This window comes from Azotobacter beijerinckii (assembly GCF_900110885.1).
GTDB classification, from domain to species: Bacteria; Pseudomonadota; Gammaproteobacteria; order Pseudomonadales; family Pseudomonadaceae; genus Azotobacter; species Azotobacter beijerinckii.
Map to the genome: position 1 here is coordinate 1 of NZ_FOFJ01000017.1, position 19,041 is coordinate 19,041.

Genomic DNA, 19,041 nt, shown 5'->3' on the forward strand with positions numbered 1-19,041 from the left:
CTGATCCTCGATGGCGCGATGAACGGCCCGGCCTTCCTGGCCTATGTCGAGCAGGTTCTGGTTCCCGAGCTGACGGCCCGCGACCTTGTGGTGATGGACAACCTGCCGGCCCACAAGGTCGCGGGGGTACGTCGGGCCATCGAAGGCGCAGGAGCCACCCTGCGCTACCTGCCACCCTATAGTCCCGATCTGAACCCGATCGAGATGGCCTTCTCCAAGCTCAAGGCGCTGCTGAGAAAGGCGGCGGCGCGGACGCTGCCCGAACTGTGGCAGAGCATTGGCGAGGCGATCGGGCAACTCTCAGCGGACGACTGCAGGCACTACTTCAAAGCGGCCGGCTATGATTCTGAATAAAGTGAAAATGCTCTAGCCACTACCCCCGACAACAGGATACAGCGCTGTGGAACGGTCTTGATCGAGCCCCGGTCACCGATTCAAGGCCTCGTGCAGGTAGTCGGTGAAGGCGCGAATCAGCGCCGAGGACTGGCGATGCTGCGGATAGACCGCGTAGACCTTTGTCGGCGGCCCCTGGAAGGCTTCGAGCACCGGCAGCAGCGCGCCCGCGGCCAGCTCCAGGCCGACGATGAAGGTCGGCAGCCAGGCGAGGCCGAGCCCGGCGAGGGCGGCGTCGCGCACCAGCTCGCCGTTGTTGACCCGGTAGCGGCCGCGCACGCCGACGCGCTCGGGACGCCCGTCGCGCCAGTAGCTCCACTCCACTGCCTTGCCGTGGCCGTAGAGCAGGCAGTCGTGCTCGCGCAGCTCCGCCGGCGTCTGCGGCGCACCGCGGCGAGCGAGATAGGCGGGGCTGGCGCAGGTGACCATCTGCTGCGGAGCCAGGGCGCGGGCGATCAGCGTGGAGTCGGCGAGTTCGCCGATGCGCACCGCCATGTCGTAGCCCTCCTCGAGCAGGTCGACCCGACGGTCGCTCAGCTCCAGCTCGACGGCGACCTCCGGGTAGCGTTCGAGAAAGCCCGGCAGCAGGCGCCCGAGATGCAGGGTGCCGAAGGACATCGGCGCCGACAGGCGCAGCGTGCCCCGCGGCGTCGCCCGCAGCTGCAGGATGGCCTGCTCGGCCGCCTCCACGTCGTCGAGGATCTGCCGGACCCGCTCGCAGTAGAGCAGTCCCAGCGGGGTGACGGCGAGCCGGCGGGTCGAGCGGTTGAGCAGGCGCACGCCCAGCCGCGCTTCCAGGCCCATCAGCCGGCGGCTGACGAACTGCTTGGACAGCCCCAGCGCTTCGGCCGCGGCGGTGAAACTTCCGCCGTCCACCACGGCGACGAACAGGCGCATGTCCTCGAGCTGGTTCATTGTCACTCCTGAGTAGACGATATTGCGCTTTCAGGCATCTTAATCGAATCGGAAGGAGACACTAGTCTGTACTCACGGCACACGACATTGCCCCCACCGACCCGGAGACATGGACATGACCCTTTCGACCCCGACCGCCATCCACACCGCCAGCGCCTTCGCCGGCCGCGCCCTGCTCAGCTCGCTGTTCATCGTCAGCGGCCTGGGCAAGGCCGCCGCCCCGGCCGCCACCCTCGGCTACATCGGCAGCACTGGCATGCCCTTCCCCAGCCTGGCCCTGGCGGCCGCGCTGCTGATCGAGCTGGGCTTCGCCACGGCGCTGCTGGTCGGCTACCGCACCCGCCTGGTCGCCACCGTGATGGCCGGCTTCACCCTGGCGACGGCCCTGGCCTTCCACAACCAGCTCGGCGACCAGAACCAGTTCATCCACTTCCTGAAGAACCTGGCGATCGCCGGCGGGCTGCTGCAGGTGGCCGCCTTCGGCGCCGGCGCCCTGAGCCTGGATGCCTACCGCAGCCGCCGCACCGCCCACGCCTGAAATTTCCCGCCCGGCTCCGGCCGGGCCGCACCGACCGAGGAATCCGCCATGCACACCCACGAACTGCGCCGCTCCAGCGAGCGCGGCCAGGCCGACCACGGCTGGCTGCAATCCCGCCACAGCTTCTCCTTCGCCGACTACCACGACCCCGAACAGGTCGGTTTCTCCGACCTCCTGGTGATCAACGACGACCGCGTCGCCCCCGGCCAGGGCTTCGGCCGCCATCCGCACCGGGACATGGAGATCCTCTCCTACGTGCTCGACGGCACCCTCCAGCACCAGGACAGCCTGGGCAACGGTTCGCTGATCCGCCCGGGCGACGTCCAGCTGATGAGCGCCGGCACCGGCATCGCCCACAGCGAGTACAACGCCTCGCCCCGCGAGCCGGTGCATTTCCTGCAGATCTGGATCGTCCCGGCCGTCCGGGGCGTGACGCCGGGCTATCAACAGCAGCGCTTCGCCGCCGCGGACAAGCGCGGCCGGCTGCAGCTGATCCTCTCGCCGGACGGCGAGCGGGGCTCGCTGCGCCTCCACCAGGACGCCCGGGTCTACGCCGGACGGTTCGACGGCGCGGAACGGGGCAGCCTGGAGCTCGGCGGGCAGCGCCACGCCTACGTGCACCTGGCGCGCGGCGCGCTGAGCGTCAACGGCCAGCGCCTGGAGGCCGGCGACGGCCTGCGCGTCCGCCGCGCCGAGCGGCTGGAATTCGCCGACGGCGAGCAGGCCGAGGTGCTGGTCTTCGACCTGCGCCCGCACGAGCTGCCGCGGATGCCGTGAACGGCGGCGGGCACGGGGTACCACCGGATCAGCGGGGCGAAGCCCGCTGAAAAGACGCCGGCCGGGGCTGCTAGAATGCCCGGCCGTCCCGTCCCGCGAGGTCCGCCATGTCCCGACTCAACCCGCGCCAACAGGAAGCCGTGACCTACGTCGGCGGCCCGCTCCTGGTGCTCGCCGGCGCCGGTTCCGGCAAGACCAGCGTGATCACCCGCAAGATCGCCTACCTGATTCAGCAGTGCGGCATCCAGGCCCGGCACATCGTCGCCATGACCTTCACCAACAAGGCCGCCCGCGAGATGAAGGAGCGCGTCGGCACGCTCCTGCGCGGCGCCGAGGGCAAGGGCCTGACCGTCTCCACCTTCCATAACCTCGGCCTCAACATCATCCGCAAGGAACATGCGCGGCTCGGCTACAAACCCGGCTTCTCGATCTTCGACGAGGGCGACATCAAGGCCCTGCTGACCGACATCATGCAGAAGGAATATGCCGGGGACGACGGCGTCGACGAGATCAAGAACTACATCGGCACCTGGAAGAACGACCTGATCCTCCCCCAGGAGGCGCTCGACAAGGCGCGCACGCCCAAGGAGCAGACCGCCGCCGTCGTCTACCTGCACTACCAGCGCACCCTCAAGGCCTACAACGCGGTCGACTTCGACGACCTGATCCTGCTGCCGGTGAAGCTGTTCCAGGAGCACCCGGACCTCCTCGAGAAGTGGCAGAACCGCATCCGCTACCTCCTGGTCGACGAATACCAGGACACCAACGCCAGCCAGTACCTCCTGGTGAAGCTGCTGGTCGGCATGCGCCACCAGTTCACCGTGGTCGGCGACGACGACCAGTCGATCTACGCCTGGCGCGGCGCGCGTCCGGAAAACCTGATGCAGCTGAAGGAGGACTACCCCTCGCTGAAGGTGGTGATGCTCGAGCAGAACTACCGCTCGACCAGCCGCATCCTGAAATGCGCCAACGTGCTGATCGCCAACAATCCCCACGTGTTCGATAAACAGCTGTGGAGCGAGATGGGCCACGGCGACGAGATCCGCGTGATCCGCTGCCGCAACGAGGAAACCGAGGCCGAGCGGGTGGCCATGGAGATCCTCACCCTGCACCTGAAGACCGGCCGGCCCTACAGCGACTTCGCCATCCTCTACCGCGGCAACTACCAGTCGCGGCTGATGGAGCTCAAGCTGCAGCACCACCAGATCCCCTACCGCCTCTCCGGCGGCACCAGCTTCTTCGCCCGCCAGGAGGTGAAGGACCTGATGAGCTACTTCCGCCTGCTGGTCAACCCGGACGACGACAACGCCTTCCTGCGGGTGATCAACGTGCCGCGCCGGGAAATCGGCTCGGCGACCCTGGAAAAGCTCAGCCACTACGCCGGCGAGCGCAACCTCTCGCTGTATGAGGCCGCCGGCGAGCTGGGCCTCGCCCAGCACCTCGACGGCCGCTACTGCGAGCGCCTGGCGCGCTTTACCCGCTGGATGGACGGCGTGCGCCAGCAGTGCGCGCAGAATGATCCGATCGCCGCCCTGCGCAGCATGGTGATGGACCTCGACTACGAGAACTGGCTCAGGCAGAACGCCTCCAGCGACAAGGTCGCCGAGGTGCGTATGGGCAATGTCTGGTTCCTCGTCGAGGCGCTGAAGAACACCCTCGAAAAGGACGAGGACGGCGAGATGACCATCGAGGAGGCCATCGGCAAACTGGTGCTGCGCGACATGCTGGAACGCCAGCAGGAAGAGGAAGAAGGCGCCGAGGGCGTGCAGATGCTCACCCTGCACGCCTCCAAGGGCCTGGAGTTCCCCCACGTGTTCATCATCGGCGTGGAGGAGGAAATCCTTCCCCACCGCTCCAGCATCGAGGCCGACACCATCGAGGAAGAACGCCGCCTGGCCTACGTCGGCATCACCCGCGCCCGGCAGAACCTAGTGCTGACCTTCGCCGCCAAGCGCAAGCAGTACGGCGAGATCATCGACTGCGCGCCCAGCCGTTTCCTCGCCGAACTGCCCCAGGACGACCTGGCCTGGGAAGGCCAGGAGGATGCGCCGGTGGAGGCCAAGGCAGCCCGCGGAAAGAATGCGCTGGCGGATATTCGGGCGATGCTCAAGCGCTGAAGTCGCCTGCCAGCAGGAGCCTCGCCGACCGCCGCGCTCAAGGCTGACCGCCCGAGGAAACCGAAAGTGCGCGCAAGCGCTCGGCTCCGGGGCGGTTCACTCATGGCACTCTTCGACTCTCGGCATCAGGCCATACAACGACAAAGGCTCGCAGCGCTGCGAGCCTTTGTCGTTTCTGTGGTTTTCTGTCCCGTCTTGGCAGCGAGCAGAGACATCAGCTCAATAGAGTACCGATGTTCGGTTTGATAGGAACACCGTTGGACATATCCATATTGCTGACACTCTCGACGCGTGAAAGCTTCCCGTCATGTAAGCGATATACCTGATCGGCGACATTGATCAGTGCAGGCCGGTGCGAAACAGCAATGATGGTAATTTCCGGGGTCAGATCCTTCAGCGTCTGGCTGATGGCCTCTTCTGTCTCCGGGTCCAATGCGCTGGTCGCTTCATCCAGGATCAACAATCGAGGATTGTGAGCCAACGCCCGGGCGATCACGATACGCTGGCGCTGGCCACCGGACAGCTTGCCCCCCCGCTCCCCAACGATCATCTGCATGCCGTCGGGCGACCTTTCCACAAACTCCCAGGCGCCCGCCTGTTTAAGGGCGCGCTCTGCATCCATGGCCGTCAGTGCAGGATCCCCCAGGGTCACATTGGACAGAATGCTGTCGTGAAGCAGCAGGGTTTCCTGGGGAACATAGCCAATGAGCTGCCGCCAGCGCTGCCGGTCCAGCTCCTCGATGGGGACGCCATCGACCAATATGCTTCCGGATTGCGGTGCCAACAGCACGCAGACCAGATCGAGGATGGTCGTTTTCCCTGCCCCCGAGGAGCCGATCAGGCTGGTAAAGGTTCCCGCGGGGATCGTCAAATTGATGGCATCGAGAATCTGCCGGCTGCCGTAACTGAAGGACACGCCCTCGAAAGCAATGGCGTCCTGCAAAGTGGGAGCATGATCGCCACCACTAGGTTCGGCATCGGCCACCGCGGTATCGATCGACTCCCGAAGCGCCCAGTAGGCACTTTCCTGGGCAGCCATGCGGTGGTAGCGCTGCACGGTCTTGTGCAACAGACCCAATACCCTTACGACCAGAAAAATCAGAATCATCACGGACGATAATGGCAGCTTCCACACAATCAGCCCCACATAGAGCCCCACTGCAGCGAGAATCGCCAGCATCGGCTCCTGCAAGGCCCTGAGGGTCTCGCGGCTCATCACCTCACGCTCCATCGCCTTGTTCAGCTCGGCAGCCTGGCTTCTCAGCAGCGAGTCGGCGATATCTTCGCGGGCCATGGCCTTGAGTGGCTTGACCGAGCCCAGCGTGTCGGTCAGGTGCGCAAGCAGTTCACGCATCAAACGGGTTTGGCTTTTACCTGCATGACGCGAGGTTTTCACCATCTTCTGCAAGGCCAGCAGTAGGAAGAACCCCAAGACCAAGGAGAGGATGGCAGCCTGCCAGGACACGAACAGGGCTATGACCATATAAACCATGGCCTGGATGAGCAAGGCCACCATATTGGCGGCATGCTCATACCCGGTAGAGGCCCGGTAGGCTTCGGTGGCGACGGCATTGGCCAGCGCGCCCGTGGGTTGGCGCAGATAATATTCCCAGCGACTTCCCAGCAAGGCCCGAATCAAGTCGACACGCAAATCCGTGGCGACATGCGCCACGGTATAGCCTACCTGGCGGTTGCCCAGCAGGATCAGTACGCTGCTGAGCACCATTCCAAACACAATCACGATCAGCATGGTCGTGACGGTCGGCTCCAGGCCGACTTGGTGCAGGATCTCGATGATCTTGAGCGAAAACGCCGAGTGGTGTTGATCACCCAGCGCCACCGACAACAGGGGCAGCATGGTGGTCAGACCGACGCCTTCCGCGAGGCCGGCCAGGAGCAGACTGATCAGCATCAGCGCTGTACGCGTCGGATAAGCTCGACCAAAGGCAACAAGAATACGCATGGCTATCCATTCAGGGAGAAAGCAGGGAATCCAGGGCAAGGCCAGACAACATCGGCCTCCCCCGGAAAAGCCCGTTGCTGGTTGAGCGGTGCGCTGCCAGGCAGACTCGACCGCCATGAAATCGTCGGCATTGGCCAAGTGTAACGGCAGGAGCGACCTTGAATGGAACGAGCTGACGTGGCTCGCGTTCGGCCGACGGATCGGGCCGAACAATCAGGCCTTGGCAATGACCCCATCGAAAGAGGCACGCAACGAGGCAAAGGCCTGGATGATATGGTCGATCTGCTCGGGCGTATGCGCAGCACTGACACTGCAACGAACCAGTGCCTGACCGCCCGGTGCCGCGAGAGGGGGCACCAGATTCACATATACGCCATGCTCGACAAGGCGTTGCCAGAAGGCCACACCCTCCTCGGAGGATCCCAGCAGGACGGGGACGACGGGGCTGGGCTGCGGACCGACCCGGTACCCCAGCCCCGCCAACCCTTGGTAGAGCCGTCGGGCATTGGACCAGAGACGTTCGCGCAACTCCGGTCGGGCCCTCATGGTCCGCAAGGCGGCACGCACCGATGCAATGGAGGACGGCGATGACGAGGCCGTGAAGATATACGGGCGGCTCGCATAGCGCAGCAGTTCCATTTCCGGGTGATGACTGACTGCGAAGCCGCCTATCGCCCCCAGACTCTTGCTGAAGGTGCCCAGCACGATATCCACGTCCGACTCGACGCCAAGCTCCTCTGCCAGACCCCGGCCATGAGCCCCCAGCACCCCGACGGAGTGCGCCTCGTCGACGAGCAGATATCCGCCCAAGCGCCGCTTGACCTCAACGATCTCCTTCAGCGGCGCTTGGTCGCCCAGCATGCTGTAAATGCCTTCCACCAAGATGAGAGCGTTTCGAGCCGGTTCCCCCAGCCGCAGCATGCGGCGCTCTAAATCAGCGACATCGTTATGGCGAAAACGGATGACCTGGGCACCGCCCAGCTTGCAAGCGTCGTAGATGCTGGCATGGCAGTCCGCATCGAGCAGCACGATATCGCCCGGTCCTGCCAGAGTACTGATGACCCCCAGGTTTGCCAGATACCCCGTCGAGAAAACGATGGCCGAACGTCGCCCGAAAAAGTCGGCCAATTCGGCTTCCAACGCCACATGGCTGCCATAGCTGCCACTCGCCATGCGCGAGCCGGTAGTGCCCGTTCCTTCATGTTCTAGCGCTTGCCGTGCCGCCTCGATGCACTCCGGGTCGAAGGTCAGTCCCAAGTAGTTGTTGGTTCCGGCCAAGACCACCCGCCACTCGCCGATGCGGCCCTCGGTGGGTGAGAAAACCTCGTCGATGCGGGTGCCGAACGGATTGAGCCCGGCCTGGACCAGAGCAGCACGCTCCTGTGCCAGTTTCCCGAATTTATCGAACAACGCCATCGGCATGCTCCATCAGCGAAAAGACTGCTTGCGCCAACTGGGTTGGCGTATGCACGTCCGTCAATATGTTCAAGGGGATGGAAAGATCGAATTCATCCTCGAGCTCCATCACCAAGTCCATGACCTTGACGGAGTCCAGGCCAAGTTCCTGTATCAGATCGATATCCGGGTGGATCGAGGCTCCGGGCGGAGCCAAGCGATTCAGATAGAAAAACAGCCGTTCCAGTATTTTTTCTTGGGAAATCATGGGTAGATCCCTTGGCTCCTAGATTTGCCTTTCGCCGGGCTAGAACCAATGTTCCTGCAAGGCTCTTCCCAACAGGATGCATGGCTCCCACCCCAATGCCGCCTGAATGGAATCGTTGCTGCAGGACCAATCAGGATGCGTTAATTCACACACCTTCGCAGGGGTCAACATGGGAGCACGGCGAGTCAGATACGAGATAGAGAGATTGACTTGTGCGAGAGCTTTCAACAAGGGTGCCGGGATAACAATCTGACGCACCGGAGCATTCCGAATCTCTGCGGCAATGGCTGCAATGCCCCTCCAGTCGTACCCGTCCCTCTGGCAATCGTTCAACTCATAGGTGGCCGAAGGCGCCACCGGCGCCATCAGCCACTGCAACACGGCGCGGGCCAGATCCTCTACGTGAAGCAAGGTGAGCCGCGCATTGCTCTGCCCCAAGGTGAACAGCCATCCGCGAAGTAGCCATTCGAACAGGGGCCGCATTTCTCGATCACCGGGCCCGTATACCGCAGTAGGCCTGAAGACCGTCACGGCAATGTCTCCGGCCGCTTGCTTCACTTGACGCTCAGCTTCAAGCTTCGAGGCGGCATACCAAGACAGATCCGGATGCCGCGCAGCCAGCGAAGACATCAATAGAAAACGCTCGCAGCTACCGCTACGGCGCGCGGCCTCGACCAGGCGCCGACTGCCGTCGACATTAATCCGATTGAAATACTCGGGAGAGCTACCGCGCACCGCTCCGGCGCAATGAATAACCGTATCTGCACCGGCGACCAGCCTTGCCAGCGCATCGCCATCCTCCAGCGCGCCCTGCACCCACTCGATGCCTCCCGCACAGCGGGCCTGGCTACGACTCAAGGCACGCAGCCGGACGCCCGACTCGAGCAAGCGCCGCACCAGCACTCCCCCGATGAAGCCGGTCGCTCCCGTCAGGGCAACAATCCGTGCCATGACGGTCTACCCGAAAGCCATCGGCAGTCTGGATTCGGACTGCATTTGCTCAAGAAAACGTTTGCGTGCCTCAGCCCGCGAGGGCTTCCCCGACGAGGTCCGCGGAAGGGAATGCGGCGGAACGAGTTCAACCGTTGCCGTAAAACCGAACTCGCCGTTGATCAGCCCGGCCAGGGTGCGAACCAGACTCTCCCGTTTTTCCGGGTCGGTTGCACGGCACTGGACCAGCACCACCACCCGTGGATCCGCCTCCGCCGGAACCAGGAAAGCGATCACGTCGCCGGAGCGAACCTCGGGCTGGGATTCGACCAGGTATTCGACGTCCTGCGGCCAGATGTTTCGGCCCCGGACAATCAGCAGATCCTTTTGCCTTCCGGTAATGAACAGCTCCCCGTTATGCAGATAGCCGAGATCGCCGGTATCGAGCCAGTCGCCGTCCATATGGGCTTGCGTGGATTCCTCATCGCGGAAGTAGCCCGACATCAGGCTGGGTCCCTGCAGGGTTATCCGCCCGACCTGACGCTCCGGCAAGGGGTGTCCGGCCTCGTCGCGTATTTCGAGCTGGTGCCCGGGAAGGACTGCACCACAATTGACGAAGAGACTGGCTTTGCTTCCCTCTCCATTGAAAGGGATGGCCATCGACCGATGCTCCAGTGCCCAGCGATCAATCCGATCCACCTGGACCCCGACACCACGGCGAGCGAAGCTGACGCCCAAAGTGTTTTCTGCCAAGCCATAGCTGGGCAGGAAGGCATTGCGATCAAAGCCCGCCGGCGCGAACTGCTCCGCAAACCGCTCCAGCACCTCGGCGCGAATCGGTTCCGCACCAATGCCCGCGACACGCCAGCTGGAAAGATCGAAACGAGTTACCTCACCCTCGCGGGCACGCCGGGAGCAAAGGTCATAGCCAAAGGGCGGGGCAAAGGCAATGGTGCCTCGATTCTGGCTGATCAGATTGAGCCATTGCCTTGGCCGCATCGCGAAGTCCTGGGTTCGCAGATAGTCCACCGACATCTGCGCCGCCATCGGACTCAGTACGAAACCCACCAGCCCCATATCGTGATAGAACGGCAGCCAGGAGACGCAACGATCACCCGGCCCCACGCCAAGCCCGTCTCGAAGCATGCCTTGCAGGTTGGCCATTACCGCCCGTTGGGTGACGGCCACACCACGGGGAAAACGGGTGCTTCCAGAAGTGTACTGAAGGTAGGCTACGTCATCCGGTTGGGAAGGCTCCAGCTCCACGGGCGGAGCCGCCTGAGTCTTGATTTCCTTGACCGAGCCGATGAATAGCGCATTGCAAGAGCCGGCAGCCTCCTGTACGAACGGCAGCCACTCCGAGGGGGCCAGGATGGCCGTCGGCTCGCAGCTTTTCAGCAGACCGCCGAGCTTTTCGACATACGACGCATGGCCGCCCAGACCTGACGGAATGGGCAGCGGCACTGGTATGAAGCCAGCGTATTGACAGCCATAGAAGGCCTCCATGAACCCCGGCTCGGTATCGGCGATCAAGGCGACCCGATCCCCTCTGCTCAGGCCAAGCCCATGAAGGCGCCTGGCCACGGCCAACGCTTCTCTTCTCAGAGCGGCATACTGGACGACGGCTGTCAGACGGCAACGGCCATCGTAGAAGTTCAGGCCGGTATGCCCACGCGCCGCGTAATCAAGGGCCTCCGCCAGTGTCGAAAAATCTGCCACTCGCTGAGGCAGAGCGTGCCGGGTAAGGGTCGCAGACATATAAAGCTTGGCCATCAGTTCAGTCCCTGGCTTTTTTCAGCGCAACAGCTAAACACTGCAACGGCCCGCTCAGTGAAGCTTGCAGCGTACCAAATCGCAGGAAAAGCATGGGGTTGGCTACCATTTCTGTCAGGGTAGTTCATTTTGGCCGGTCAAACGGCCCCTAGACGAGACACAATGATATGGAAGCATGCAGCCCGCTCTGGAGAAGCAGAGAGGCACCGCAACGTGGTTTTTCATGCGATCCACAATAACCCAACTCAGCAAAAAATAAAATTGACAAAATCTCTCATCTGGGCTGTATCGACAGTCAACCGCAAACGCCCGAAGCGTGCTTTCCAGCACGGCGAACCCAAGCCCAACACGCAAAAATTCCATTCAACTATATCATCAACGAAACACCTATAAAATATTCGTCAAAATAACGTGAAAAAATGGTTAAAAAACATCGCCTCCCCCCATATCAGCAGTGAATATAGCTAACCAACCCAACCGCCGAACCGCCATTAGACCTTGAGGGACGATTCTCTGTACTATTGAGAACAACGAAACAAATTGAGGACCTTGTGTGTGGATCGACCTCTTTCCAAGGGAGATGTATCGCTCGTTACCAGGCCGGTACTAAGCAAAGCCGACCTCGACACCTTCATCCGCCTGCCGGGCAGGCTCCACCGGAACGATCCCCACTGGATAGAACCCCTCCACCTTGAGCGCCGCGAACATCTTTCATCGAAGAGTCCCGTATTTGCCCATCTCAAATGGCAAGCCTGGATCGCGTGGTCAGGGACCGACCCCGTAGGACGCATCACCGCACAGGTGGATACGCTGCATCGCCAACTGCACGGCCAGGACACAGGGCACTTCGGCATGCTGGAAGCGGTCGACGACCCCGCCGTTTTCGAGATTCTCATGACAACGGCCGAAAGCTGGCTGCTTGAGCAGGGCGCACGCCGGATAACGGGCCCGTTCAATCTGACCATCAACGAAGAAAGCGGCCTGCTGGTCGAAGGGTTTAATCGCCCCCCCTCAGCAATGATGGGGCATGGCCTGCCCTACTATGGGGCCCGGGTTGAAGCCCTGGGCTACCGCCCGGCCAAGGATTTGCTGGCCTACTGGATGCTCACGGATGAATTGAACTTCCCCCCCGCACTGCGACGCATGATGGATCGCTGGCATGACCGCGTGCGGATCAGGCCGTTGGATCGCCAGCATTTCCAGGCAGAAATCCAGCTCCTGCGGGACATCTTCAATGACGCTTGGGCCAAGAACTGGGGGTTCGTTCCCTTTACCGAGGCCGAATTCGAAGAACTCGGGAAAAACCTCAAGCTGCTGGTACCGGACGATCTGATCTACATCGCCGAGGTCGACGGCGAACCAAGCGCATTCATCGTTGCACTTCCCAACCTCAACGAGGCAATTGCCCCTTTGCAGGGACGCTTATTTCCTTTTGGCTGGCTTCGCCTGCTATGGCGACTGAAGGTACAGCCCCCCCGCACAGCTCGCGTCCCACTGATGGGGGTACGCCAGACTCATCAGCACAGCCGCCTGGGCCCCGTGTTGGCATTGCGCCTGATCGAGGCCCTCAAGCCTCCCTTCGTCAAACGAGGGCTCGAAGCGCTTGAAATGTCCTGGATTCTGGAAAGCAACAGTGGCATGCGCAACATTCTCGAACATATCGGTGCATACATTTACAAGCGGTATCGAGTCTATGAAAAGCAAATTTGAGCCAAAGCGCTATGGCGCTCTGGTCTTGGCGGCCGACAGGCATTCGGGCGATGTCGTGGCGACTGCAGCCGGCGTCGAATGCAAAGCCCTCGCTCCGGTCGGCGGAGTGCCGATGGTGCACAGGGTCATAGAGACCCTGCAAACGAGCCACTCGATCGGCCAGATCACCTTGGTTGGCCCGGATCGGGCCATGCTTCGCAAGGACGCAAAAATCGAGCACCTACTGACCAGCAATGCACTGGACTGGCTGGAGAATGCCAGCTCGCCGAGCGCCAGTGCCGCACACGGACTGGAAAGACAGCCCCCCCAGCAGCCAATACTCCTGACGACGGCCGATCACGCCCTTCTGAGCCCGGCCATTGTGGATCACTTTCTGGAGCAGGCACTCGCAAGTGGGTGCGATTTTGTCGTCGGTGTCGCTCGCCTGGATACCGTGCAGACCCGCTTTCCCGATACGCGACGAACCGCCATACAGCTGCGTGGCGGCCCCTACTGCGGATGCAACCTGTTTGCCTTCATGACGGAGCGCGGTCGGCAGCTCGCTTCTTTCTGGCGGAGAGTGGAACAGGAACGCAAGCGCCCCTGGCGCGTGATCACCGGCGCGCTGGGCCCGATCGCCACCCTCCGCTACCTGCTGGGGCGCCTGACGCTGGAGCAAGCGCTGGCCCGACTGTCACGCCAGCTCGACGTGAAAATAGGCGCCGTTGTCTTGCCCTTTGCCGAAGCGGCCATTGATGTCGACTCCACAGCAGATCTTCTCTTCGTTGAAAAAATCCTGGCACAGAACGCTGCGGAGAAGACCACTCAGCCCTGAACTACTGCCACCGGCCTCTTCCAGAGGCTAACCTTGGCCTTGGCAGCCTCCAGGTCTGCCGGGAAATCAAGTTCCCCCCAGCTCAGCCCTTCGATCGACTGCACGAAAACCTTTCCCGTGGCCTGGGCCAACTGGTCGATGATGCTGAGATACCAGCGCTGCAGTGCTTCCGGCTTGCGCATGTTCTCTTCGAGCGCCTGCCGGAACAACGCCGCACCCTCCGGCTGGAAATACATCATGCCAATGGACTCACCGTCGATGTGGACCAAAGGCAGAACCTTGCCGACACGCGTCAGCCGGTCACCATCAAGGCAGACCTTCATGTCGTCGCTGTCATAGCTGGTCTTTTTGTCTATGGCGAGAGTGATAGGCCGAGGCGGCGCCTCCAGCAGACGCTGCAAAACCGGTAGGTCGAACAGGGTATCCCCGTTCAGGAGAAGGAACTCATCCTGCATGGCCTGCCGGGCCATCCAGCAACTTGCAAGGTTGTCCGCTACCTCGAAGAAAGGATTGAACAGCGTCGAGATGGTCCCCACCCCATAGCGCTCGCCCAGCACACGCTCGACCTGATCCGCCCCGTATCCCACCACCACAGTGATATGCCGTATACCGGCAGCCAACAACCCATCTATCTGCCACTCGATAACACTTTGACCGGCGATCTCGATCAGACACTTGGGCCTGTTTTCGGTAAAAGGAAGAAGGCGCCGCCCTTGGCCTGCACTCAGAATAACGGCCCGACGGCTCTCACTCCGCTTGAAATAACTCATGCTGTCTCCTGTTACTATGAAAAAATCAATCGTCTCTGATCGACCCGGCAGAACTGTTTTTTTAGGATAGACTACCGCTTTTGGGATAGTTTAGGATAGCGCCCCTTCCATACTCGAGCGCATGGCGCGACTGGCGCGTGGTTAGAACCACAGAAGGTTCAAGAATTCATGCTTCTGATCGAGCGATATGTTGTTTCTGAAACCTGTCGGCCTCTCTTGGTCATGGTGGGGATCCTCATCTTCATCTTTGCCGCTTATTCTTCTCAGCGTTATCTGGCAGAAGCCGCAAATGGCAGCCTAGCCCTCGATGTCGTCTTGGACATCGTCTATTACAAGGTTCTGATAGCACTTGAAGTACTTATTCCCGTGGCTCTTTATGTGTCGGTGGCCCTGAGTCTGGGACGCCTGTATCACGACACGGAAATAACCGCCATTGCCGCTTCTGGCATGAGTCCCCTGCGGGTCTATCAGGGGGTAGCCTTTCTAGCGATCCCTATCGCCATTGCCGTGGCGTTTCTGTCCATGCATGGGCGGCCATGGGCCTATGCCAATGCCTACAAGCTCGAGCAGCAATCCAAGACCGATCTGGACATCAATCACCTGCTGCCGGCGCGCTTCAACGTCAATAAAGAAAACGGCCGAATGATCTTGGCAGAACACATCGATCACCGAACCGGACGACTCCGCGACGTACTGATCTTCGATGCCGGACAGACGAGAACCCGCCTGTACCGCTCTCAGGAGGCCCGGATCGCCGACCCCAACCCCGAAGATCCGGTCGTGGAGCTGGTGCACGGCACCGTCTACTCCTTGCAGCACAGTGGAATGCAGGACAAGCGGATATCGTTCAACCAGATGACCATGCACCTTTCCCCGATTGCGTCGGAGGCGGACTTTCGAAGAAAAGCAGCCTCGGGTGCGGAACTCAAGGCCTCCGCAGCCCTGTCGGACCAGGCGGAGCTGCAATGGCGCAACTCCCGCGGACTCAGTACGCTGATCCTGGCGTTGCTCGCCATTCCGCTCAGCCGGACCGCACCGAGGCAGGGTCGGTTCGCCACCTTGTTGCCGATCACGGCTGTGTTTGCCGCGGTCTTCTATGCAGGCGATATCTGTAAAAGCTTGGTGGGAAATGGCACCCTGCCCCTGATGCCCGGGCTCTGGCTGGTCCCTCTTCTCATGGGACTCGTCCTGATCGTCCTGATCATGCGAGATCTGGCGATCATCCGGTTCCGCTCCAGATGAAGATCGTCGACAAATACATTCTCGCCAACGTCTTTCTGGGGTTCCTCGCCGCGGCAGCCTTGCTGTTGCCCCTGTTCAGCACGCTGGACCTCGTCGGCGAACTCGACGACGTCAGCGAGGAAGGCTATCGGCTGGCTCAGGCGCTTCAGGTCGTGATGATGACAGTTCCTCGCCGCGCCGTGGAGCTGGGCCCCTTCATCGCACTGTTAGGCGGCATCGTAGCCCTCGGCCAGCTCTCCCTGACGCAGGAACTCAGCGTCCTGCGAGCGGCGGGCGTCTCCGCCACCCGGATAGCGTTCACCACCTTGATGGCCGGCTTGGTCTTGGCGCTGGCCCTCGGGGCAGTCGATGAGTTTCTGGCTTCGCCTCTGCAACAGAAAGCCCTACAGATACGGGCGAAAGCCATCGCCATGACCGAGAAGGGCAGCAGCAAGGAAAGCAGCATATGGGCGCGCAAAGATGGGCAGGTTGCCCGCATTGGCGGCCTGCGCCAGGGGCGTCCCAGCCAGATAGAAATATTCAGCTTCGATGACCAGGATCACCTGCAGGAATATATCGTCGCCGAATATGCCGATATCCAGCCCGAGGGAGTCTGGCAGCTCCATAACGTACGGCTGAAACGCTGGGTCAATGACGAAGAAGAAAACATCCAGCAGCTCGATCAGTTGCCATGGCACGCCATTCTTCCCAGCACGCGGCTGGATGAGGTATCCCTTCCTCCCGAAAGTTTCTCGGCACGGCAGCTTCGCCGCTATGTGCTGTTCTTGCAGGGTACGGGCCAGCCTGCGACGCAATATGAAATGGCCTTCTGGCAGAAGCTGGGCGTTCCGATTCTGACCTTGGCGATGATCCTTTTCTCGGTCCCCTTCACGTTCGGACAGGCGCGCTCGTCTGGACTGGGCGGCAAACTGGCACTCGGCTCCGTCGTGGGGCTGCTGGTCTACGTGACCAACCAGATCCTGGTGAATCTTGGTCTGCTGTTCAAGCTGAACGCCTTATTGGTTGGGGTTTTACCGGCACTCGTCATGCTCGCCATAGCCATCGTCATCGTGTGCCGACTCGATCGGAGTTCGCGTTGAGCGTATCCATGGCGTCTCGAAACTATTTCAGCCAGCCGCGGGCCGGCCTGGTTGACCCGCTTGGCCAATGCCCGCGCCCAAAATCCACTACCCGACTCCTCGCCACAGTCCGGCCATGATCCATCGTGGCGCCGTGTCTCGAAACCCCGACATCCGACTTGAGTTAACAATCAACCGCACAGGCCATCAGGCTAAGGCATGAAGACCATGACGATACAAGTCCATCTTGTGGGCAACTGCAATGTACGCCTATGGGGATTGACCTCCAGGGAAAGGTTCCGGCGGACGCTTGGAAAGTTTCCCAAGGCCCGCCTGTGCGGGCCGGATGAGTCTTTGCCCGGAGAGGGGAGCGTGCTGCTCCTGCGGGAGGATTACCTGTATGACAACCGAGTGCTGCAAGGGCTCCTGGACACGCCGGGGGTTGCCTTGCAGGACCCTCGCGACGGGACCGTCATCGCGGCACACGTCTCGGCCGAGGATCTAGCGGGGACGCCCCAGCTCGAAGGTCCGGCGATCGAGAACCTGCAGCCGGTACGCCCGGAGACGGTGGCCTCCGGCTTGCAAAAGCAACTGCGCAAATTCGATCCACCGTGGGTCGCCCGTATCTCGGAAGCCAATCGCGAGCATCTTGAAAAGTCCCTGTTCAACGGCGCCTACAAAGGTGTCACGGACTTCATCACGCGCGGCGTCTGGCCGGTACCGGCGCGCTGGGTCACCGGCTGGTGCGTGCGCTTGGGGCTGAGCCCCAATCAGGTCACGGCCGCAAGCTACGTGCTGGCGTTCCTCGCCGGCTATTGGTTCTGGCAGGGACAGTTCGGCCTGGGCTTGATCGCCGGCTGGATCATGACGTTCCTGGATACGGTGGACGGCAAACTGGCGCGGGTCACGGTCACCTCGACCCGCTTCGGCAATATCTTCGACCACGCACTGGATCTCGTGCATCCTCCCTTCTGGTATCTCGCCTGGGGGATGGGGCTGGCGGTGACCTGGACATCGGATATTTCCCTAGCCACGGTGTCCTGGATCATTTTCATCGGCTATATCGCCGGACGGCTGTGCGAAGTCGCCTTCAAGTTCGCCGCGCCTTTCTCCTTGTTCATCTGGCGCCCCTTCGACTCCCTCAATCGACTGGTGACCGCCCGCCGCAATCCCAATCTGCTGCTCTTGACCCTGGCTTGGTGGGCTGGCGCCAACGAGGGAGGCTTGCTGCTGGTCGCCGCTTGGACGGTCGTGTCGACGCTGGTCCTGGGAGCACGGGTGCTCTGGGGGGTCGTCTTGCGCCGGCGCGGAGTAAAACTGCAGCCGTGGCTGAGCCAGATCGACCTTCAGGCCGAGGGCCATCGCCCGATTGTCCGTCTGTTCGCCCCGCGCTCCGGGCTGAACGATGCCTGACGCTCGAGCGATTCCGTCTCGCGTCGCGATCCTGCTGAACCCCCGCAGCGGGCATGTCCAGCGTCGACTGCCCGCACTGCGCCGGATCGCCGCCTCGGTGCCCGAGGTGCAATTGCAGGAAGCATCCAGCCCACAGGACATTGCCCAGGCCCTGCGGGACTGGCGTGCCGCAGGACCTCTGGACCTGCTGGTGGTCATGGGCGGGGACGGCACCTTGCAGGCCGCGCTGACTGCGCTCCTCCAGGAGCAGGCCGGTGACCTGCCCGGGTTGTTGGTCGTGCCTGGAGGCACGACCAACATGAGCGCGGCCGACTTTGGCGCACGCTTGAAACCCGAGGCCGCCTTGCGCGCCTTGTCGGCATGGCTCCAAGGCGAGGGAGCGCCACCGAAAACCGTGGAACGCGCGGTTCTGCGTGTCGAGAGCGAGAGCAGCCGTGGGCCTCAGTTCGGGATGTTTTTCGGAGCAGGAGCCATCCTCAACGGCGTGCGCTACTTCCACCAACACATTCGCCCGACCGGTCTGCGCGGGGTGCTAGGGCCGGCACTGGCCTTCGGCCGCCTGCTGCTCTCGCTGCTCCGCAACCAGCCGCACCCGCTGCTGCCGGCGATGCCCGCCCACCTGAGCGCGGCAGACGGCGACTGGAAGAGCGATTGGTTGCTGGTGCTGGCCTCGACCTTGGACAGGCTGCTGGTCGGCTGCCGGCCCTATTGGGGCACAGAGCAAGCCCCTGTGCATTTCACCGCCATCATGCACCGTCCCCGCCGCCTGCTCCGGGTATTGCCGCCCCTGTTGTGTGGGCGCGGCGCGGCAGTCGCTCATGAGCAAGACGGCTACATCAGCCGCAATCTCAACGCGCTGAGCCTGAGCGGAACCGGCGATTTCATGCTCGACGGAGAACTGTTCCAAGCTCAGGAACCCATTCGTCTTTCCGCCACATCCCCGCTGCGCTTCCTGACCTTTTGAG

Annotated in this window: 17 protein-coding genes; 10 read left to right on the top strand and 7 right to left on the bottom strand. The window is 62.1% G+C overall.

Annotation, left to right across the window (positions count from 1 at the left end; all coding sequences use genetic code 11):
• A partial coding sequence (locus BMY22_RS10590; RefSeq protein WP_167363727.1) for a transposase occupies positions 1-354 on the top strand: 354 nt, incomplete at its 5' end.
• A gap of 72 nt (positions 355-426) precedes the next feature.
• Here the strand turns inward: BMY22_RS10590 and BMY22_RS10595 are convergent.
• Positions 427-1,308: a LysR family transcriptional regulator gene (locus tag BMY22_RS10595; RefSeq protein WP_090621819.1), complete on the bottom strand. Its 882-nt coding sequence runs from the start codon at positions 1,306-1,308 to the stop codon at positions 427-429.
• A gap of 115 nt (positions 1,309-1,423) precedes the next feature.
• Here BMY22_RS10595 and BMY22_RS10600 point away from each other — a divergent pair, with 115 nt between their 5' ends.
• The 3 genes from BMY22_RS10600 (at position 1,424) to rep (ending at position 4,740) form a co-directional block, all read left to right on the top strand.
• A complete protein-coding gene (locus BMY22_RS10600; RefSeq protein ID WP_090621821.1) occupies positions 1,424-1,846 on the top strand; it encodes a DoxX family protein in 423 nt (140 codons plus the stop codon).
• A gap of 48 nt (positions 1,847-1,894) precedes the next feature.
• Positions 1,895-2,623 carry a pirin family protein gene (locus tag BMY22_RS10605; RefSeq protein ID WP_090621822.1) on the top strand — a complete coding sequence of 243 codons (729 nt, stop codon included), beginning with the start codon at positions 1,895-1,897 and terminating at the stop codon, positions 2,621-2,623.
• 107 nt (positions 2,624-2,730) lie between these two features.
• Positions 2,731-4,740, top strand: coding sequence for a DNA helicase Rep (gene rep / locus BMY22_RS10610; protein WP_090621824.1), 2,010 nt, complete (start codon positions 2,731-2,733; stop codon positions 4,738-4,740).
• 214 nt (positions 4,741-4,954) lie between these two features.
• Here rep and BMY22_RS10615 read toward each other — a convergent pair whose 3' ends face one another.
• The 5 genes from BMY22_RS10615 to BMY22_RS10635 form a co-directional block, all read right to left on the bottom strand.
• Positions 4,955-6,841, bottom strand: a complete 1,887-nt coding sequence (locus BMY22_RS10615) for an ABC transporter ATP-binding protein (RefSeq protein WP_244158846.1) — start codon at positions 6,839-6,841, stop codon at positions 4,955-4,957.
• A 75-nt stretch (positions 6,842-6,916) separates the two neighbouring features.
• The gene (gene spt / locus BMY22_RS10620; protein WP_167363728.1) at positions 6,917-8,119 is read right to left on the bottom strand and encodes a serine palmitoyltransferase; all 1,203 of its coding nucleotides are present in this window, start codon (positions 8,117-8,119) and stop codon (positions 6,917-6,919) included.
• Positions 8,103-8,366 (bottom strand): acyl carrier protein, encoded by a 264-nt coding sequence (locus tag BMY22_RS10625; RefSeq protein ID WP_090621825.1) that lies wholly within the window; start codon positions 8,364-8,366, stop codon positions 8,103-8,105. Before BMY22_RS10625 ends, spt begins: the two co-directional genes overlap by 17 nt.
• A 39-nt stretch (positions 8,367-8,405) precedes the next feature.
• Complete coding sequence (locus BMY22_RS10630) at positions 8,406-9,317, bottom strand: NAD-dependent epimerase/dehydratase family protein (protein WP_090621827.1); 912 nt, start codon at positions 9,315-9,317, stop codon at positions 8,406-8,408.
• A 6-nt stretch (positions 9,318-9,323) separates the two neighbouring features.
• On the bottom strand, positions 9,324-11,069 hold the full coding sequence (locus tag BMY22_RS10635) for a fatty acyl-AMP ligase (RefSeq protein WP_090621828.1): 1,746 nt from the start codon (positions 11,067-11,069) through the stop codon (positions 9,324-9,326).
• 555 nt (positions 11,070-11,624) lie between these two features.
• Here BMY22_RS10635 and BMY22_RS10640 point away from each other — a divergent pair.
• Both BMY22_RS10640 and BMY22_RS10645 read left to right on the top strand, forming a co-directional pair.
• Positions 11,625-12,779 carry an N-acetyltransferase gene (locus BMY22_RS10640; RefSeq protein WP_090621916.1) on the top strand — a complete coding sequence of 385 codons (1,155 nt, stop codon included), beginning with the start codon at positions 11,625-11,627 and terminating at the stop codon, positions 12,777-12,779.
• Positions 12,763-13,593 carry a nucleotidyltransferase family protein gene (locus tag BMY22_RS10645; protein ID WP_090621830.1) on the top strand — a complete coding sequence of 277 codons (831 nt, stop codon included), beginning with the start codon at positions 12,763-12,765 and terminating at the stop codon, positions 13,591-13,593. Before BMY22_RS10640 ends, BMY22_RS10645 begins: the two co-directional genes overlap by 17 nt.
• Here the strand turns inward: BMY22_RS10645 and BMY22_RS10650 are convergent.
• The gene (locus tag BMY22_RS10650) at positions 13,584-14,363 is read right to left on the bottom strand and encodes a phosphocholine cytidylyltransferase family protein (RefSeq protein WP_244158847.1); all 780 of its coding nucleotides are present in this window, start codon (positions 14,361-14,363) and stop codon (positions 13,584-13,586) included. The two genes, BMY22_RS10645 and BMY22_RS10650, sit on opposite strands and share 10 nt — an antisense overlap.
• Positions 14,364-14,531: 168 nt before the next feature.
• Between BMY22_RS10650 and lptF the strand changes: the two genes are divergently transcribed.
• The 4 genes from lptF to BMY22_RS10670 all read left to right on the top strand — a co-directional run bounded on the left by lptF (position 14,532) and on the right by BMY22_RS10670 (position 19,040).
• Positions 14,532-15,605, top strand: coding sequence for an LPS export ABC transporter permease LptF (gene lptF / locus BMY22_RS10655; RefSeq protein ID WP_090621831.1), 1,074 nt, complete (start codon positions 14,532-14,534; stop codon positions 15,603-15,605).
• Entirely contained in the window at positions 15,602-16,684 is a 1,083-nt protein-coding gene (gene lptG / locus BMY22_RS10660; RefSeq protein WP_090621833.1) for an LPS export ABC transporter permease LptG, read from the top strand. The genes lptF and lptG overlap by 4 nt, the downstream gene beginning before the upstream one ends.
• A gap of 351 nt (positions 16,685-17,035) precedes the next feature.
• Positions 17,036-18,076, top strand: a complete 1,041-nt coding sequence (locus BMY22_RS10665) for a CDP-alcohol phosphatidyltransferase family protein (protein ID WP_244158848.1) — start codon at positions 17,036-17,038, stop codon at positions 18,074-18,076.
• Positions 18,069-19,040 carry a diacylglycerol/lipid kinase family protein gene (locus BMY22_RS10670; protein ID WP_090621834.1) on the top strand — a complete coding sequence of 324 codons (972 nt, stop codon included), beginning with the start codon at positions 18,069-18,071 and terminating at the stop codon, positions 19,038-19,040. Before BMY22_RS10665 ends, BMY22_RS10670 begins: the two co-directional genes overlap by 8 nt.
• The last annotated feature ends 1 nt before the right edge of the window (position 19,041 follow it).

What these genes read in the sequence shown, in the direction of transcription:
- BMY22_RS10635 (WP_090621828.1), bottom strand. Translation starts at nt 11,069, where the DNA reads ATGGCCAAGCTTTATATGTCTGCGACCCTTACCCGGCACGCTCTGCCT.
- lptG (WP_090621833.1), top strand. Translation starts at nt 15,602, where the DNA reads ATGAAGATCGTCGACAAATACATTCTCGCCAACGTCTTTCTGGGGTTC.
- rep (WP_090621824.1), top strand. Translation starts at nt 2,731, where the DNA reads ATGTCCCGACTCAACCCGCGCCAACAGGAAGCCGTGACCTACGTCGGC.
- BMY22_RS10600 (WP_090621821.1), top strand. Translation starts at nt 1,424, where the DNA reads ATGACCCTTTCGACCCCGACCGCCATCCACACCGCCAGCGCCTTCGCC.
- BMY22_RS10670 (WP_090621834.1), top strand. Translation starts at nt 18,069, where the DNA reads ATGCCTGACGCTCGAGCGATTCCGTCTCGCGTCGCGATCCTGCTGAAC.
- lptF (WP_090621831.1), top strand. Translation starts at nt 14,532, where the DNA reads ATGCTTCTGATCGAGCGATATGTTGTTTCTGAAACCTGTCGGCCTCTC.
- BMY22_RS10645 (WP_090621830.1), top strand. Translation starts at nt 12,763, where the DNA reads ATGAAAAGCAAATTTGAGCCAAAGCGCTATGGCGCTCTGGTCTTGGCG.
- BMY22_RS10595 (WP_090621819.1), bottom strand. Translation starts at nt 1,308, where the DNA reads ATGAACCAGCTCGAGGACATGCGCCTGTTCGTCGCCGTGGTGGACGGC.
- BMY22_RS10650 (WP_244158847.1), bottom strand. Translation starts at nt 14,363, where the DNA reads ATGAGTTATTTCAAGCGGAGTGAGAGCCGTCGGGCCGTTATTCTGAGT.
- BMY22_RS10630 (WP_090621827.1), bottom strand. Translation starts at nt 9,317, where the DNA reads ATGGCACGGATTGTTGCCCTGACGGGAGCGACCGGCTTCATCGGGGGA.
- BMY22_RS10625 (WP_090621825.1), bottom strand. Translation starts at nt 8,366, where the DNA reads ATGATTTCCCAAGAAAAAATACTGGAACGGCTGTTTTTCTATCTGAAT.
- BMY22_RS10605 (WP_090621822.1), top strand. Translation starts at nt 1,895, where the DNA reads ATGCACACCCACGAACTGCGCCGCTCCAGCGAGCGCGGCCAGGCCGAC.
- spt (WP_167363728.1), bottom strand. Translation starts at nt 8,119, where the DNA reads ATGGCGTTGTTCGATAAATTCGGGAAACTGGCACAGGAGCGTGCTGCT.